13 protein-coding genes are annotated in these 16,036 nt (G+C 68.8%); 4 read left to right on the top strand and 9 right to left on the bottom strand.

Translation table 11 applies throughout. The annotated features are described in order from the left end of the window. Positions 1-95 precede the first annotated feature (95 nt). From J2S75_RS01685 to J2S75_RS01665, 5 genes are all read right to left on the bottom strand, one after another. Entirely contained in the window at positions 96-1,019 is a 924-nt protein-coding gene (locus tag J2S75_RS01685; protein ID WP_307017582.1) for an ABC transporter permease, read from the bottom strand. Continuing rightward, on the bottom strand, positions 1,012-2,088 hold the full coding sequence (locus tag J2S75_RS01680) for an ABC transporter permease (RefSeq protein WP_307017580.1): 1,077 nt from the start codon (positions 2,086-2,088) through the stop codon (positions 1,012-1,014). The genes J2S75_RS01685 and J2S75_RS01680 overlap by 8 nt, the downstream gene beginning before the upstream one ends. Beyond that, the gene (locus tag J2S75_RS01675; RefSeq protein WP_307017578.1) at positions 2,078-3,643 is read right to left on the bottom strand and encodes an ABC transporter ATP-binding protein; all 1,566 of its coding nucleotides are present in this window, start codon (positions 3,641-3,643) and stop codon (positions 2,078-2,080) included. Before J2S75_RS01675 ends, J2S75_RS01680 begins: the two co-directional genes overlap by 11 nt. A gap of 216 nt (positions 3,644-3,859) precedes the next feature. Next, positions 3,860-4,837: a quinone oxidoreductase family protein gene (locus J2S75_RS01670; RefSeq protein ID WP_307017576.1), complete on the bottom strand. Its 978-nt coding sequence runs from the start codon at positions 4,835-4,837 to the stop codon at positions 3,860-3,862. 44 nt (positions 4,838-4,881) lie between these two features. Then, entirely contained in the window at positions 4,882-5,613 is a 732-nt protein-coding gene (locus J2S75_RS01665) for a CDP-alcohol phosphatidyltransferase family protein (RefSeq protein WP_307017574.1), read from the bottom strand. Positions 5,614-5,785: 172 nt separating this feature from the next. Here J2S75_RS01665 and J2S75_RS01660 point away from each other — a divergent pair, with 172 nt between their 5' ends. After that, positions 5,786-6,997, top strand: a complete 1,212-nt coding sequence (locus J2S75_RS01660) for a UbiH/UbiF family hydroxylase (RefSeq protein ID WP_307017573.1) — start codon at positions 5,786-5,788, stop codon at positions 6,995-6,997. Between the two features lie 155 nt (positions 6,998-7,152). On the opposite strand, the gene J2S75_RS01655 is transcribed toward J2S75_RS01660, so the two are convergent. Continuing rightward, entirely contained in the window at positions 7,153-8,115 is a 963-nt protein-coding gene (locus tag J2S75_RS01655; RefSeq protein ID WP_307017571.1) for an AEC family transporter, read from the bottom strand. A 170-nt stretch (positions 8,116-8,285) separates the two neighbouring features. Here J2S75_RS01655 and hspQ point away from each other — a divergent pair, with 170 nt between their 5' ends. Further along, on the top strand, positions 8,286-8,615 hold the full coding sequence (hspQ, locus tag J2S75_RS01650; protein WP_307017569.1) for a heat shock protein HspQ: 330 nt from the start codon (positions 8,286-8,288) through the stop codon (positions 8,613-8,615). Between the two features lie 81 nt (positions 8,616-8,696). Here the strand turns inward: hspQ and J2S75_RS01645 are convergent, their stop codons facing one another. Continuing rightward, a complete protein-coding gene (locus J2S75_RS01645) occupies positions 8,697-9,449 on the bottom strand; it encodes an invasion associated locus B family protein (RefSeq protein ID WP_307017567.1) in 753 nt (250 codons plus the stop codon). A gap of 316 nt (positions 9,450-9,765) precedes the next feature. Here J2S75_RS01645 and J2S75_RS01640 point away from each other — a divergent pair, with 316 nt between their 5' ends. Further along, complete coding sequence (locus tag J2S75_RS01640) at positions 9,766-11,466, top strand: extracellular solute-binding protein (RefSeq protein ID WP_307018477.1); 1,701 nt, start codon at positions 9,766-9,768, stop codon at positions 11,464-11,466. A 190-nt stretch (positions 11,467-11,656) separates the two neighbouring features. Then, on the top strand, positions 11,657-11,962 hold the full coding sequence (locus J2S75_RS01635; protein WP_307017565.1) for a hypothetical protein: 306 nt from the start codon (positions 11,657-11,659) through the stop codon (positions 11,960-11,962). Between the two features lie 160 nt (positions 11,963-12,122). Here J2S75_RS01635 and mfd read toward each other — a convergent pair whose 3' ends face one another. Further along, complete coding sequence (gene mfd / locus J2S75_RS01630) at positions 12,123-15,635, bottom strand: transcription-repair coupling factor (protein ID WP_307017564.1); 3,513 nt, start codon at positions 15,633-15,635, stop codon at positions 12,123-12,125. Further along, entirely contained in the window at positions 15,632-15,928 is a 297-nt protein-coding gene (locus tag J2S75_RS01625) for an FAD assembly factor SdhE (RefSeq protein ID WP_307017562.1), read from the bottom strand. The genes mfd and J2S75_RS01625 overlap by 4 nt, the downstream gene beginning before the upstream one ends. Positions 15,929-16,036 lie beyond the last annotated feature (108 nt).

Genomic DNA, 16,036 nt, shown 5'->3' with positions numbered 1-16,036 from the left:
TCCGCTCCGTCAGTCGCGGCCGGAGGGATCACCGGCACGCGCGACCGCCTCGCGCGCCGGGAGGCCGCGTGGCGCGGCCGGGTCTGTGGTCGTCGTCAGCGGTCCGGCACGAAGGGCACGCCCAGCGAGGCCGGCGCCCCCTGCCCGTGCTTCAGCGCCGAGATCACCACCAGCGCCGCGATCGTCGCGAGGTAAGGCAGCGACGACAGCAGCTGCGAGGGAATGCCCAGCCCGAACCCCTGCGCATGCAGCTGCAAGATCGAGACCGCGCCGAAGAGATAGGCGCCGCCGAGCAGCCAGAGCGGCCGCCAGGCGGAGAATACCACCAGCGCCAGCGCGATCCAGCCGCGCCCGGCGGTCATGTCGCTGGCCCAGAATGGCGTATAGGCGAGGGACAGATGCGCCCCGGCCAGCCCGGCGCAGGCGCCGCCGAACATCACCGCCAGCGTGCGGATGCCGCGCACGGGATGGCCGAGCGCATGTGCCGCCGCGTGGTTCTCGCCTACCGCCCGCAGCACGAGGCCGATGCGGGTGCGCGCCAGCGTGTAGGTGACGGCGGCGAGCAGAACCAGCGAGGCGTAGACATAGGCATTCTGCCCGAACACCGCCTCGCCGATGATCGGCAGGTCGGTCAGGCCGGGGATCACCAGTTCGGGCGCGCCGTCGAGCCGTGTACCGACGAAATTGGAGCCGATCAGCCCGGCGACGCCGAGGCCGAGAATGGTGGTGGCAAGGCCGGAGGCGACCTGGTTGGTGGCCAGCCAGATGGCGAGGCCAGCGAAGACAAGAGAGAGCAGCACCCCCGCCAGCACCGCCGCCAGCGTGCCGAGCAGCAGGCTGCCCGATCCATAGGCGGTGGCGTAGCCGACCGCGGCACCGACGATCATCATGCCCTCGACGCCGAGATTGAGCGTGCCGGCGCGTTCCGCCACCAGTTCGCCGAGCGAGGCGATGAGCAGCGTCGTCGCCGCCGCCACGATGCTGGCGAACACCGCGCCGAGGATCGCCGCGTCAAGCATGGGTCGCTCCCTCCACCCGGCGGATGCGGTAGCGCACCAGCACATCGGCCGCGAGAATGGCGATCAGCAGCGTGCCCTGAAAAACCCGGGTCACGTCGAAGGGCAGGCGCATGCTGATCTGCGCCGCCTCGCCGCCAATATAGGTCAAGGCGAGCACGAGACTGGCGATGAGAATGCCCACCGGGTGCAGCCGGCCGAGCATGGCGGCGATGATGGCGGTGAAGCCGTAGCCGGGCGAGATGGTCGGCTGCAGCTGGCCGATGGGTCCGGCCACCTCGATGATGCCGGCCAGTCCCGCCAGCGCGCCGGAAACCGCGAACACGCCATAGGTCACGCGCTTCTCGTCGAAGCCGGCGAAGGCGGCGGCGCGCGGCGCCGAGCCGGCGAGTTCGATGGAAAAGCCCACCAGAGTGCGCCCGAGCACGAAGGTGGCCACGATCACCGCCAGCAGCGCGATGACGATGCCGGCATGCAGCCGCCCCTCGCCCATCAGCAGCGGCATCAGCGCCACGTCGTCGAAGGTCACGCTTTGCGGGAAGTTGAAGCCCTGCGGGTCGCGCCAGGGGCCGCGCACGAGATAATCGAGCCCGAGCTGCGCGACATAGACCAGCATCAGGCTGGTGAGGATTTCGCTGGAGCCGAAGCGCACGCGCAGAAAGGCGGGGATCAGCCCCCACAGCGCCCCGCCAATGGCGCCGAGCACCAGCATGGCCGGCAGCACCCAGCCCCCCGCCTCGGTGCCATGGGTCGCCAGCGCCAGCCAGGAGCCGAGCACGGCGCCGGCGACATACTGGCCCTCAGCGCCGATGTTCCAGCGATTGGCGCGGTAGCAGAAGGCGAGGCCGACGCCGATCAGCAGCAGCGGGGCGGCTTTCACCACCAGTTCCTGCAGCGTGTAGGGATCGCCCAGCGGGTCGATGAAATAGATGGCGAAGGCGCGCACCGGATCGTGGCCGAGCACGACGAACATGAAAGCCCCGACCACCAGCGTGACGAGGAGCGCCACCAGCGGCGCCAGCGCGTGGCGCAGGGGAGAGATGTTCTCCTGCCGTTCGAGCCTAAGCGGCATGGTGGCCCTCCCCCTCCGCGTCGCTGTCATGCGCGCCATGGGCGCCGCCCATGGCGAGGCCGATCGCCTCGCGCGAGGTTTCTTCCACCGGCACGGGCGCGGTGAGGCGCCCCTCGCTCATCACGGCGATGCGGTCGGTGAATTCCAGCAGCTCGTCGAGGTCCTGGCTCACCACCAGCACGGCGCAGCCCTGCGCCGCGCGCTCGCGCAGCGTGGTGCGGATGAAGCCGGCGGCAGCGGCATCCACACCCCAGGTCGGCTGGTCGACGACGATGAGGACCGGGTTGCGCAGCACTTCGCGGCCGATGACGAATTTCTGCAGATTGCCACCGGAAAGCCGCCGCGCCTTCGGGTCCTTGCCGCCGAAGCGCACGTCGAAGCCCTTCACGATCTTCTGGAAGCGGCCGAACAGGGTGGTGCGGCGAATGACATCCGCCGTGACGATCTCGCCGTCGCCATGGGTCGTCAGCAGCACATTGTCGGACAGGCGCATATCGGGGGCGGCGGCATGGCCCAGCCGCTCCTCCGGCACGAAGCCGGCGCCGAGCGCCCGGCGCTCCGTGGGGCCGAGCCCGCCGGCGGCGACCTTGTCGATGACGATGCTCTCCTGGTCCTCGACCAGGGTTTCGCCCGAGAGCACGTTGAACAGCGCCGTCTGGCCATTGCCCGCCACACCGGCGATGCCGACGATCTCGCCGGCGCGCACCTCGATATTGATGTCGTGCAGCGCCGAGCCGCGCGACCCGTCGCCGGGAAGGTTGAGGTGGCGCACGAGAAGGCGCGGTTCGCCCAGCGCGTGCGTCGTCACGCGCGGCGTGCGCGGCACTTCCGCCCCCACCATCAGCCGGGCGAGGCTGGCGGAGGATTCGCGCTTGGGATCGACCTCGGCGATGAACTTGCCGCCGCGCAGCACGGTGGCGCGGTGGCAGAGCCGGCGCACCTCGTCCAGCTTGTGGCTGATGAACAGTACCGCCCGGCCCTCGCCGGTGAGCACATCGACGGTGCGGAACAGGTTCTCCGATTCGTCCGGTGTGAGCACCGAGGTCGGCTCGTCGAGGATCAGCACGCGCGGGTCGCCGAGCAGGCAGCGGACGATCTCCACCCGCTGGCGCTCGCCGACGGAGAGTTCGCCGACGCGGCGATAGGGCTCGACGGCAAGGCCGTAGCGGCGCACGCAGTCGTCGATGCGGGCGGCGAGCACGGAAAGCGGCTGGTGGCCGGGCAGCCCGAGCGCAACGTTCTCCACCACGGTCATCGCGTCGAACAGCGCGAAATGCTGGAACACGACGCCGACGCCCTTGGCGCGGGAGCTTGCCGGGTCGGGGAAGACGATCGGCGTGCCCTCATAGAGCAGCTCGCCCGAATCGGCCTGCAGCAGGCCGCACATCATCTTCACCAGCGTGGATTTGCCGGCGCCGTTCTCGCCGAGAAGTGCATGCGTCTCGCCGGCGCGGATGGCGAGGCTCACGCGGTCATTGGCCACCAGCGCGCCGAAGCGCTTGGTGAGCTCCACCGCTTCGAGCAGCGATTCCGGCTGGTGCGGCGCCTCCCCCATCCCCACCCCCGCTCTAGCGGCTGCAGCCGCGGTGCCGGGCACCGCGCGGGCGTGAAGTCGGGGCAACGGGGCGGCGTGAAAGTGTCATGCGCAGCACGCTGTAGGGGTTACGAGCCGGCAGCATGGCATGGCGGACACGCGGGGCAAGCCTAAAGTCTGGTCCGAAAATTTCAAAAACTGGCGCGTTTTGCGTCAGTCTGACGGATTGGGATACCGTCACGGCAGCAGCACGGTCGACCCGGTGGTGCGCCGCGCCTCAAGGTCGCGATGCGCATCGGCGGCCTCGGCCAGCGGGTAGCGCTGGTTCACCGGGATCTTCACCACGCCGGACGACACCACCTCGAACAGGTCGGCGGCATTGGCGAGCAGGTCCTCCCGGGTGGAGATGTGGGTGAACAGCGTCGGCCGCGTCGCGTAGAGCGAGCCTTTCTGCGACAGGGCCAGCAGGCTGAAATTGCTGATCGCGCCGGAGGCGTTGCCGAAGCTGGCGAACAGGCCGCGCGGCTTGATGCAGTCGAGCGAGGCCGGGTAGGTCGCCTGCCCCACCCCGTCATAGACGACATCGCACAGCGCGCCTTCGGTGATGTCCTTCACCCGCGCGACGAAATCCTCCTCGCTGTAATTGATGACATAGGCGGCGCCGCATTCGCGGGCGATCTCCGCCTTCGCCGCCGAGCCCACCGTGGCGATGACGGTGGCGCCGAGATGCGTCGCCCACTGGCACAGGATCTGCCCGACGCCGCCCGCCGCCGCATGCACGAGCAGCGTGTCGCCGGCCTTCACCTTATGCGTCTGCCGCAGCAGATAGCGCGCCGTCATGCCCTTGAGCATCATCGCCGCGGCGGTCTCGTCGGCGATCGACTCGGGCAGCTTCACCAGCGGCGCGGCGGACATGATGCGCTCGCTGCAATAGGCGCCGAGCGCCGAGCCATAGGCGACGCGGTCGCCCGGCTTGAACCCGCTCACCCCCTCGCCGACCTGCAGCACGATGCCGGCCGCCTCGTTACCCGGCGTGAAGGGCAGGCCGCCCGGCGCCGGGTAGAGCCCGCTGCGGAAATAGGTGTCGATGAAATTGAGCCCGATGGCGGTGTGGCGCAGGCGCACCTCGCCCGGCCCCGGCGTGCCGAGCGTTACTTCTTCCAGCCGCAGGACCTCGGGTCCACCGGTTTCATGGATGCGAATCGCCACGACCATCGTGCTCTCCTGACGCGAAGGGAAAGGGGGAAGGCCGCCGGCGCTCAGGCGTGCGGGCCGGCGGCGCGCTTGCGCACCGGAATCACCCCGAACAGCGCGAAATAGACCGCGCAGGCGCACAGCCCCACCGTCACCCACACATCCGGCCGCATGTCCTCAAGCACCGCGATCACCGCCAGCACCGCCCACAGCGCCAGCAGCGCGAGGGTGACGAGCCGCAGCCGCACGACGCGGAAGGGATGCACGAACTTGATCGGCAGGAAGGTCAGCACCGCCAGCAGCGCGATGATGCCGGCGATCACGAACGGGTTCAGCGGCACCAGGAAGAAATAGAACACCACGACGTTCCACACCGCCGGAAAGCCCTGGAAATACAGGTCGTCGGTCTTCATCGAGGTGTCGGCGAAATAGAGCGCGCTGGTGAGCAGGATGGTGGCGCTCGCCGCCACCGCCAGCCAGAACGGCATCAGCCCTCCGCTCGCCACCGCGAAGGCCGGCACGAGGCAATAGGTGAGGTAGTCGACCACGAGGTCGAGCGTGTCGCCGGACCAGCGCGGCAGCACCTCGCCCACCTTCGCCCGCCGCGCCATGGTGCCGTCAATGCCGTCGACGAACAGCGCGATGCCGAGCCAGGCGAACATGATCGCCCAATGGCCTTCCACCGCCGCCATCAGCGCCATAAGGCCACACACCGCCCCGGAGGCGGTGAAGATGTGGACGGCGAAAGCAAGCGTGCGTCGTCCGGCCGGCCCCGCACTGAGCGACTTGGTTGTCATCGCCACCGGCTCTCCTCCCCCGACCGTGCGACCCGTGGGGTCGCCGCCTGCCTCTTCAACATCTGACATATAACATGCGCCCGCCGCGATCCGCATTGCCAGACCACGCCGGGCTGCTTATCCCACACTACAGGTCCGGCTTATAGTCCCGGTGATGCACATGGAGGTTCACATGTCATCCGAACTGCACACAGGACAGCGGGCGGCGGTGGTCGGCGGCGGCGCCAGCGGCCTCATCGCCGCGCTGGCGCTGGCGGCGGGCGGCATGCCCGTCACGCTCATCGCCCCGCCCCGCGCGGTCGATCCCCGCGCCACGGCGCTGATGGACGGCTCGGTGAAGGCGCTGGAATCGCTCGGCGTGTGGCCGCGCCTGCGCCCCAACGCCTCGCCGCTGCGGGTGATGCGGCTGGTGGACGATACCGGCCGGCTGATCCGCGCCCCCGAAGTCGAGTTCCGCGCCGGCGAACTGGGGCTCGACGGTTTCGCCTGGAATGTCGAGAACGAGGCGCTGCTCGCCGCGCTCGACGCTACCGTGGCGGCGACCTCCGGCATCACGCGGCTTGTGGCCGGCGTCACCGGCGTCAGGGAAAGCGCCACCCATGCGACGCTGGAACTCGACAGCGGCGAACAGGTCGACGCCGCGCTCGTGGCGGCGGCGGATGGGCGCAACTCCCCCTGCCGGCGGGCGGCCGGCATCGAGGTGACGACACGGGCCTATCCCCAGGTCGCCGTCACCGCCACCCTGGCCCATAGCCGTCCGCATCGCGACATTTCCACCGAATTTCACACCCGCACCGGCCCGTTCACCCTCGTGCCCCTGCCCGGGAATCGTTCCAGCGTCGTCTGCGTCGTCTCGGCGGCGGAGGCGGAAGCGCTGGCCGCGCTCGACGACGCGGACTTCGCCCGCGAGATGGAACGCAAGGCGCATTCGCTGCTCGGGACGATGCGGCTTGATTCGCCGCGCGGCGGTTTTCCGCTCAGCCAGCGCACCGCGACGCATTTCGCCCGCGGCCGCATCGCGTTGATTGGCGAAGCCGCCCACATCATTCCCCCCATTGGCGCGCAGGGGCTCAATCTCGGCGTGCGCGACGCCGCCACCCTCGCCGAGATCGCCAGCGACGCGGTGCGCGCCGGGCGCGACATCGGCGGGGCCGAGGTGACGGAGGCCTATGAGCGCCGCCGCCGCCGCGATGTCGCCGCGCGCGGATTCGCCATCGACCTGTTCAACCGCTCGCTGCTCACCGATCTTCTCCCCGTCGCCGGCCTGAGGGGGCTCGGCCTCTATATGCTCGGCCGCTCGCCGGGGCTGCGGCGGCTGGTGATGCGCGAAGGGGTGGGGCCGACCAGCGACGTGCCGCGCCTGCTGGCGGGGGCGCCGCTTTAGAGCGTTTTCGAGCGAAGTGGATATCGGTTCGCGTGAAGACAACGCGACAAAACAAAGAATTAGATCATTTCGCTGTTTCCGTTAAACGGTGAAATGATCTAGCGCACGCGCCGATCCGCTTGCAGCGCAAGCCGATCGGTAGATCGCCCTCTAGGCTATTGCAGCAGGCCGTGCGGCAGCATGTCGTGCTGCAGGGCGTAGAGCATGGCGGTGACGGTCGCCACCGAGACCACGGTGCCGACCAGCACGCCCCCCGACGCGCCGGCGACATAGGTGTCGTACTGCTTGGCCATGATGAAGGCGTTCAGCGCCGGCGGCAGGCTCGCCATCAGCACGGCGGTGGCGATCCACACCGGATCGAACCCGCCGACGAGGCTCAGCACCAGCCAGACCAGCGCCGGGTGGATGACGAGCTTGATGGCCAGCAGCCACGGCACCTCGCTCTGCATCTTGCCCATCGGACGCAGCGCCACCGAGACGCCGAGCGTGAACAGCGCGCAGGGCGCGGCGGCGTTGCGCAGGAACTCCATGGTCTTTTCCATCGCGGCGGGCGGATGGAATTCGGCATAGGCCGAGAGCACGCCGAGGAAGGTCGCGACATTGAAGGGGTGGGTGACCACGCGGCGCACCACGAGGAGCAGCGTGTGGCCGAGCCCGCGCCGGTCGCGGCCGCCGACCGCCATCAGCACCGGCACGATGGTGAAGAAGAACAGGCTGTCGAAGACGAAGATCAGCGCCGTCGGCACCGAGGCGGCAGCGCCGAGTGCGCCCAGCGTCAGCCCCGGCCCCATATAGCCGACATTGGAGTAGGAGCCGACGATGGCGGCGATGGAGGCTTCCGGCAAATTGCCGCGCCGCAGCCAGAGCCCCACCAGCAGCGACAGGGTGAAGCACACCGCCGTCGTTGCCGTGGTGGCGAGGATGAAGCGGCCATTGGTCAGTTCGTGAAACGGCGTGCGCGCCACCAGCGAATAGAACAGGGCCGGCAGGGCGACATAGATGATGAAGAAGCTCAGCCAGGCGAGGCCGCTTTCCGGGATGCGCGCCAGCCGGCCGCATCCCAGCCCCAGGAAGATGACGCCGAAGAAGGGAAGCGCGAGCGCGAGGACCTCGTCCATAAGCGCTCGCTACCGGCTCGCCGCGCCCCGGTCAATGGCGACGTGGCGTGCCCGCGGCGGGCGGGGTCAGGCATGGCGGTTGCATGAGCGGCGTTGACAGGCGCCGGCCTCGCCCGCTACGGGGGCGCCACCCTTGTGGCGGACATTTCAGTATGGCGGACGGGTCCAGGATGAAAGAGCGCAACGCCAAATACCGGATCGGCGAGGTCGTGCGGCACAGGCACTACCCGTTCCGGGGCGTGGTGTTCGACGTGGACCCCGAATTCTCCAACACCGACGAGTGGTGGGAATCGATCCCCGAACATATCCGCCCGACCAAGGACCAGCCCTTCTATCACCTGCTGGCGGAGAACGCGGAGACGGAATACGTCGCCTATGTCTCGGAGCAGAATCTGGAACTCGACACCACGGGCGAGCCGCTGCGCCACCCGCAGCTGCCGGAGATGCTGGCGGCCGATGGCGATGGCGGCTGGCGCGTGCGCAGCGACAGGCTGCAATAGTTGTCGCCTCTTGCGCCCCTGCCCCAAACGAAAACGCCCGGCTCATCGCCGGGCGTTTCTGTATCGGAATGAACGCGGGCCTTACTGGGCCGGCGCGGTCTTCAGCTTTTCGGCGCCGAGCTTTTCCAGGCCGGCCTTGGTCTGCTGTTCGCGCTGGTCGGCCTCGGCCTTGAGCTGATCCTGGCGCGCCTTCACCTGCTCCTGGATCTTGGTGATCTGCGCCTCGAACACCTTCGGGTCGGTCTGCGGGCCGTCATAGACCTTGGCGAAATCGCCGAGGCCGATCGGGTAGGAGATCAGCCGGCCGACCGCATTGGCGACCTGCAGCGTCAGGCCCGGGGCCTTCTTCATGCGGTCGATGAAACCCTGGTCGACCTGGATGTCGCCGCGGCAGAAGCGCTCGTCGCACATCACGAAGGTGCCGAGGATCGGCTGCTCGTTGGCGAGGGCGACGCGGAAGCCGTTGCGCAGCAGCAGGCCGGTCGGGAAGGCGACGGTGAACGCCTTCTTCGGGTCGTCCTGCACCTCGAACACGCCGAAGCGGACGAGGAACTGCCCGGTGTCGGTGATGATGGTCTGCTCCATTTCGCAGACCTCCTTGTTGATCGACGGCTCCTGCCGGCAGCGCTTCATCCACGGAATCGGAATCGCCGGGATCTGCTGCGCGCCAGCCTGCTGGCCATTGGCCGGCGCGGCGGGCTGGGCGGCGGGAGCGGCCGGCTGCTTGGCGGCCGGCTTGGCCGGCGCCGTCTGGGCGAGCGCGGCGCCGCTGGCAAAAGCCAGCGCCAGGGCGGCGCCAGCCAGGCTGCGCGCGAGAGTGGAGCGGTGGATCATGTCGAGTTCCTGTCGAGCGAACCGGGTAGAGACAACAGCGGACGCCTCGCCGCCATAACGCGATCGTGGGGCTGTCTCAAGCGCAATTGAGGCGACAGAGTGACCCCGGGACATATCGGTGTCCCGTTCATGCTAGATGTGGGGGGCGAATATGCCCCGAATCTCGAACAGGAGCCGATGCGTGAGCGGTATCACCCGGCGGGCCTTTGCGCGCAACGTCTTAATCGCCGGCGGCGCGGCCTTGGGCTACCCCTATGCGCTGCCGGCCCGCGCGCAGGAGAGCGCCGCGCCCTCGGGCCCCCGGCACGGCCTCGCCATGCATGGCGACCCGCTCTACCCGCCCGGCTTCGCTCATTACCGCAGCGTCAATCCCGACGCGCCGAAGGGCGGGCGGCTGGTGCAGGGCGCGGTCGGCGCGTTCGACAGCCTGAACCCGTTCATCGTGCGTGGCACGGCCCCGCCCTTCGTGCGCTGGAACATCGTCGAAAGCCTGATGGCGCGCAGCCCGGACGAGGCCTTCACCTGCTACGGCCTGCTCGCCCGCAGCGTGGAAACCGACGCCGCCCGCTCCTATGTCGCCTTCGAGATCGACCCGCGCGCCCGCTTCTCCGACGGCAGGCCGGTGACGGCCGACGACGTGCTGTTCTCCTACGAGCTGCTGCGCGCGAAGGGGCGGCCGAACCACCGCACCTATTACGGCAAGGTGGCGAAGGCGGAAATCACCGGTCCGCTCGCCATCCGCTTCACCTTCGCCGTGGTCGACCGCGAATTGCCGCTGATTCTGGCGCTGATGCCGGTGCTCGCCCGCCACGCCACCGATTCCGAGACCTTCGAGCAGACCAGCTTCAAGGCCCCGCTCGGCAGCGGCCCCTATGTCGCCAGCGAGGTGAAGCCGGGCGAGAGCGTGGTGCTCACCCGCGCCCCCGCCTATTGGGGCGCGGAGCTGCCGGTCAATCGCGGCAATTTCAATTTCGACAGCCTGCGCTATGACTTCTACCGCGATGTGAATGCGCAGTTTGAAGCCTTCAAGCGCGGCCTCTACGACATTCGCTTCGAGACCGATCCCGGCCGCTGGAAGACCGGCTATGATTTCCCCGCCGCGCGCGACGGGCGGATCGTCACCGAGGAAATCGCCACCGGCACGCCCAAGCCCTATTCGGCGCTGATCTTCAACATGCGCCGCCCGCTGTTTTCGGATCTGCGGGTGCGTCAGGCCATGGTGGCGCTGTTCGACTTCGAATGGGCGAATCAGAACCTCTATTTCGGCCTCTACCGCCGCAATGGCAGCTTCTATGACGATTCCGAGCTCTCCTCGCTCGGCCGCCCGGCCGATGCGCGTGAGCGGGCGCTGCTCGCCCCCTATGCCGACGCGGTGCTCCCCGCGGTCATGGACGGTACCTGGCAGGCGCCGCGCTCGGACGGCACCGGCCGCGACCGCACAAGGCTGCGCGAGGCGCTCGATCTGTTCGCCGCCGCCGGCTGGGAGCTGAAGGGTGGCACCCTCAGCAACCGTGCCACCGGCCAGCCCTTCGCCCCGGAGTTGCTGGTCGGCTCCAAGGATCAGGAGCGGCTGGCGCTCGCCTATCAGAACATGCTGCGCCGCGCCGGGGTGCGGCTCGACATCCGCCTCGTCGACAATGTGCAGTTCGAGGCCCGCAAGCAGACTTACGACTACGACATGGTGCCCTATATCTGGGACCAGTCGCTCTCCCCCGGCAATGAGCAGGCGTTCTATTTCGGCTCCGCCGCCGCCGACACGCCCGGCACACGCAACTTCATGGGGCTGAGGAGTAAGGCGGCGGACGCGATGATCGAGGCGCTGCTGGCGGCGCAGGGCAAGGAGGATTTCGTCTCCGCCGTGCGCGCGCTCGACCGGGTGCTGATTTCCGCGCAGTTCTCCGTGCCGCTGTTCTACACGCCGGGCCAGTGGGTGGCGCGCTGGCGCAAGGTGGAACGGCCGCAGACGCTGGCCTTGCAGGGCACACTGGCGGAAAGCTGGTGGCAGGCCAAGGGCTAGCGGCCATGGATGGCGGCCAGCAAGTGGGGAACCCGGCCGCCGCCCGCTTTCCCAGGGTCAATTCCGCGTCGCCCGGCGCATGAAGCGCTGGACAGCCGGGCCGTCACCTGTTCCTTAGGGGCGGAATGCGCGCGGCGAGCCGGCTTGGGCCGGTTCGACCGCGAAGGAATGAAGTGCTGGAGCCATGTCCATGCGTTACGCCGTCCTCTCCGCCGCCCTGCTCGTGGCGGGCACCCTGTCCGCCGGAGCACAGCAGCCGATCGAGGTGCATCCGAACCAGCCGGCGAAGGGCGGGCTGGAGATCACCATTCCGCCGATCAACGACCCGAATTATCTCGATTACGGCCCGCTGCCGGACAAGCCGGGCTCCGGCAAGAGCCAGGACTATATGGACCAGGCCGGCGGCAATTATGAGAATTTCAGCGGTCCGGGCTCGGATGTCGATGCCGATGTGATGCCCGACACCGACGGCGCCTATGAGAGCCCGCTGGAATAAGTCGCCGGACTGAAAGGCATTTCCGCGTCATCGTCCGGCGCGGCTTGTCATCCCGGCCGCAGCCGCAGGCGTAGAGCCGGGATCGTCGTCCAGAATGCCGCTGCGATCCCGGATAGGGCCTCCGGCCCTTCCGGGATGACGGTCCGCCGCAACCTGGCCGTCACGCCGCCTTCGCCCCCTGCTCCGCGATCTTCGCCAGTTCCTTCAATATACCGGCGCTGCCCTTCAGCCGCGCATTGGCGCTCGGCCAGTCCTCCGAGAACACCACCTTGCCGTCCGGGCGCATCTTCGCCACCACATGCGGCTTGCCGACATAGGTGATGAAGCCGGCTGGGTTGGGGAAGCGTCCGTCACGGAAGGTCAGCACCATGCCGCGCGGGCCGGCATCCACCTTCTCCACATTGGCGCGGCGGCACAGCGCCTTGATCGCCACTAGCTTGAGCAGCTGTTCCACCTCTTCGGGGAGCGTGCCGAAGCGGTCGACCATTTCCGCGCCCATGGATTCGATCTCGGCGTCGGTCTCCATGTCGGCGAGCCGGCGATAGAGGCTGAGGCGGACATGCAGGTCGGTCACATAGTCCTCGGGGATCAGCACCGGCGTGCCGATGGAGATTGTGGGCGACCACTTGTCCGCCGCCGGCGCGGTGATGCCGGCCTTGAGGTTGGCGATCGCCTCCTCCAGCATCTCCTGATACAGCTCGTAGCCGACCTCCTTGATATGGCCGGACTGCTCGTCGCCGAGCAGATTGCCGGCGCCGCGAATGTCGAGGTCGTGGCTGGCGAGCTGGAAGCCCGCCCCCAGCGTGTCGAGCGACTGTAGCACTTTCAGCCGGCGATCCGCCTGCGCCGTCACCTGCTTTTCCGCGGGCAGGGTGAAGATGGCATAGGCCCGCGTCTTGGAGCGGCCGACGCGCCCGCGCAGCTGGTAGAGCTGGGCGAGGCCGAACATGTCGGCGCGGTGAATGATCAGCGTGTTGGCGGTGGGGATGTCGAGGCCGGATTCGACGATGGTGGTGGAGAGCAGCACGTCGAACTGCCCGTCATAGAAGGCGGACATGATCTCTTCGAGCTGCGTCGCCGCCATCTGGCCATGCGCCACCGCGACCTTCACCTCCGGCACGCTCTTGTCGAGGAAGTCCTTCACCTCGGCGAGGTCCTCGATGCGCGGGCAGACATAGAAGCTCTGCCCGCCGCGATAGCGCTCGCGCAGCAGCGCCTCGCGCACGATCAAGGGATCGAACGGGGTGACGAAGCTGCGCACCGCCAGCCGGTCCACCGGCGGCGAGGCGATGATGGAGAGTTCGCGCACCCCGGTCATGGCCAGTTGCAGCGTGCGCGGTATAGGCGTGGCGGTGAGGGTCAGCACATGCACCTCGGCGCGCATCTGCTTCAGCCGCTCCTTGTGGCCGACGCCGAAATGCTGCTCCTCATCGACGATGACAAGGCCGAGATCGCGGAAGGAGATCGTCTTGCCCAGCAGCGCATGCGTGCCGACCACGATGTCCACCGTGCCGTCGGCGAGCCCCTTCTTGGTGTCGGAAAGCTCCTTGCCGGTCACCAGCCGCGAGGCCTGCCGCACCACGACGGGCAGCCCCTTGAAGCGCTCGGAGAAGGTCTTGAAATGCTGGCGGGCGAGCAGCGTGGTCGGCACCACCACCGCCACCTGCTTGCCGTTCAGCGCCACGGCGAAGGCGGCGCGCAGGGCAACTTCCGTCTTGCCGAAGCCGACATCGCCGCACACCAGCCGGTCCATCGGATGGCCGGAGCCGAGATCGTCGAACACCGCCTCGATGGCGGCCTCCTGGTCCTCGGTCTCCTCATAGGGGAAGCGGGCGCGGAACTCGTCATAGAGCCCCGCCGCCGGCACGAGGCGCGGCGCTTCCTGGGTCTGGCGCTGCGCCGCCACCTTGATCAGCTCGGCCGCCATCTCGCGGATGCGGCTCTTCATCCGCGCCTTGCGCGCCTGCCAGCCGCCGCCGCCCAGCCGGTCGAGCTGCGCCTCGGTGTCCTCCGAGCCGTAGCGCGACAGAAGTTCGAGGTTTTCCACCGGCAGGAACAGCTTGGAGCCTTCCGCATAGTGGATTTCGAGACAGTCGTGCGGCGCGCCCATCGCCTCGATGGTCTTCAGCCCGATGAAGCGGCCGATGCCGTGGTCGACATGCACGACGAGATCGCCGGCGGTGAGCGCGCCGAGCTCCGCGATCACGTCCTGCGGCCGGCGCGCCTTGCGCTTGGGGCGCACCAGCCGGTCGCCGAGAATGTCCTGCTCGCCGATGACGGCGAGGCTGTCCGTCTCGAAACCGCTTTCGATGCCGAGCACGGCGAGCGCAATGGTGCCCTTGGGCAGCGCTTCCGCCGCATCGCGCGAGCCGACCGTCTGCGTGCCCTTGAGGCCGTGATCGGCGAGCACGGTGGCGAGCCGGTCGCGCGAGCCGTCCGACCAGGCGGCGAGGATGGTGCGCTTATGTTTGGCAAGGTCGCGCAGATAGGCGGCCGCCACCTCGAACAGCGAAGCCTCGGGGTCCGCCCGTTCCGGCGCGAAAGAGCGCGCGGGGCGGCCGTCGAGGTCGATCACGTCCTTGGATTCGGGGAGCGCATAGGCGGACAGAGCGACGTTCTTCGCCGCCTCGCGCCGGGCCTTCCACTCCTCGGCGGTGAGATAGAGCGCGTCCGGCGGCAGCGGCTTGTAGGGCGCGCCGCCGCCATGCTCCATGCCGTGGCGGCGGGCGTCGTAATAATCGGCGATCTGGTCGAGCCGCGAGGCGGCGGCCTCGTCGTCCTGCGCCTCCATGACGATAGGCGCGTCGGGGGCGTAGTCGAACAGCGTGTCCAGCCCCTCATGGAACAGCGGCAGCCAGTGTTCCATGCCGGGATAGCGCCGGCCCTCGCTCACCGCCTCATAGAGCATGTCGCCGCGCTGCGCCGCGCCGAAGGCGGCAACATAGGCCATGCGGAAGCGCTTCATCGTCTCGCTGGTGAGCTGCACCTCGCTCATCGGCACCAGATCGAGCGCCCGCATCTGCATGGCGGTGCGCTGGGTTTCGGGGTCGAAGGAACGGATCGATTCCAGCGTGTCGCCGAAGAAGTCGAGCCGCACCGGCGCCGGCAGGCCGGGCGGGAACAGGTCGACAATGCCGCCGCGCACCGCATATTCGCCGGTGTCGCGCACGGTGGAGGTGCGCTGGAAGCCGTTGATCTCCGCCCAGCCCACCACCTCGTCGAGCGAGAGCGCGTTGCCCGGCGCGGCGGAGAAGGACTGGGTGGCGATCAGCGCGCGGCTCGGCACGCGCTGCAGCGCGGCGTTGACCGTGGTGAGCAGGATGGTGCCGGCCTCGCGGCCCTTCACCCGCGCGAGCCGCGCCAGCGTGGTCATGCGGCGGGCGATGATGGCGCTGTTGGGCGAGGCGCGGTCATAGGGCAGGCAGTCCCAGGCCGGGAAGGGCAGCACCTCCACCCCCGGCGCGAAGAAGCCGAGCGCCCGCTCCAGCTCCGCCATGCGCTCGCTGTCGCGGCAGATCACCATCAGCGTCGGCCAGGGCGCGGTGTCCTGCGCCGCCAGCGCGCGGGCGAGATCGGCGACGACGAGGCCCTCCATCCCGCCCGGCACATTGGCGAGGGTCAGCGTGCGGCCGGAGGCGAGCTTCGAGGTCAGGGTGGCGAAAGCGGTCTTCATATCGGCGGCAGGCCCTCGCCCGACAAATGGAACTGGCGGAAGCGGTGAAAGACGGGGGTGTCGAAATCCGGCGACGGCACGCCGCTGCCGAGCCAGCCGAACAGATCGGGATCCTCGACCTCGATCAGTCTCTCGAAATCTTCCACCTCCTCCTCGCTCAGTTCGCCGATGCAGGCATCGGCGAAACGGCCCATCAGCAGGTCCATCTCGCGGGTGCCGCGATGCCAGGAGCGGTAGAGGATGCGGCGGCGGCGGGCATCAAGGCCCGCGCTGGAGCGCGTGGTTCCGGTCATGTCCAGGTCTCGGTTTCGCGGTGACGCCAGCGCGGCCGCGCGCAAGAGGCGCCGGTTCTAGCGCGGGCGGCGCCCGCTGTCAGGTGGCTTGTCGGCATGGCTGATAGA

Source organism: Ancylobacter polymorphus (assembly GCF_030813495.1).
GTDB classification, from domain to species: domain Bacteria; phylum Pseudomonadota; class Alphaproteobacteria; order Rhizobiales; family Xanthobacteraceae; genus Ancylobacter; species Ancylobacter polymorphus.
The sequence above is the reverse complement of the archived record's forward strand: the minus strand, read 5'-3'. Positions and strand labels throughout refer to the sequence as shown.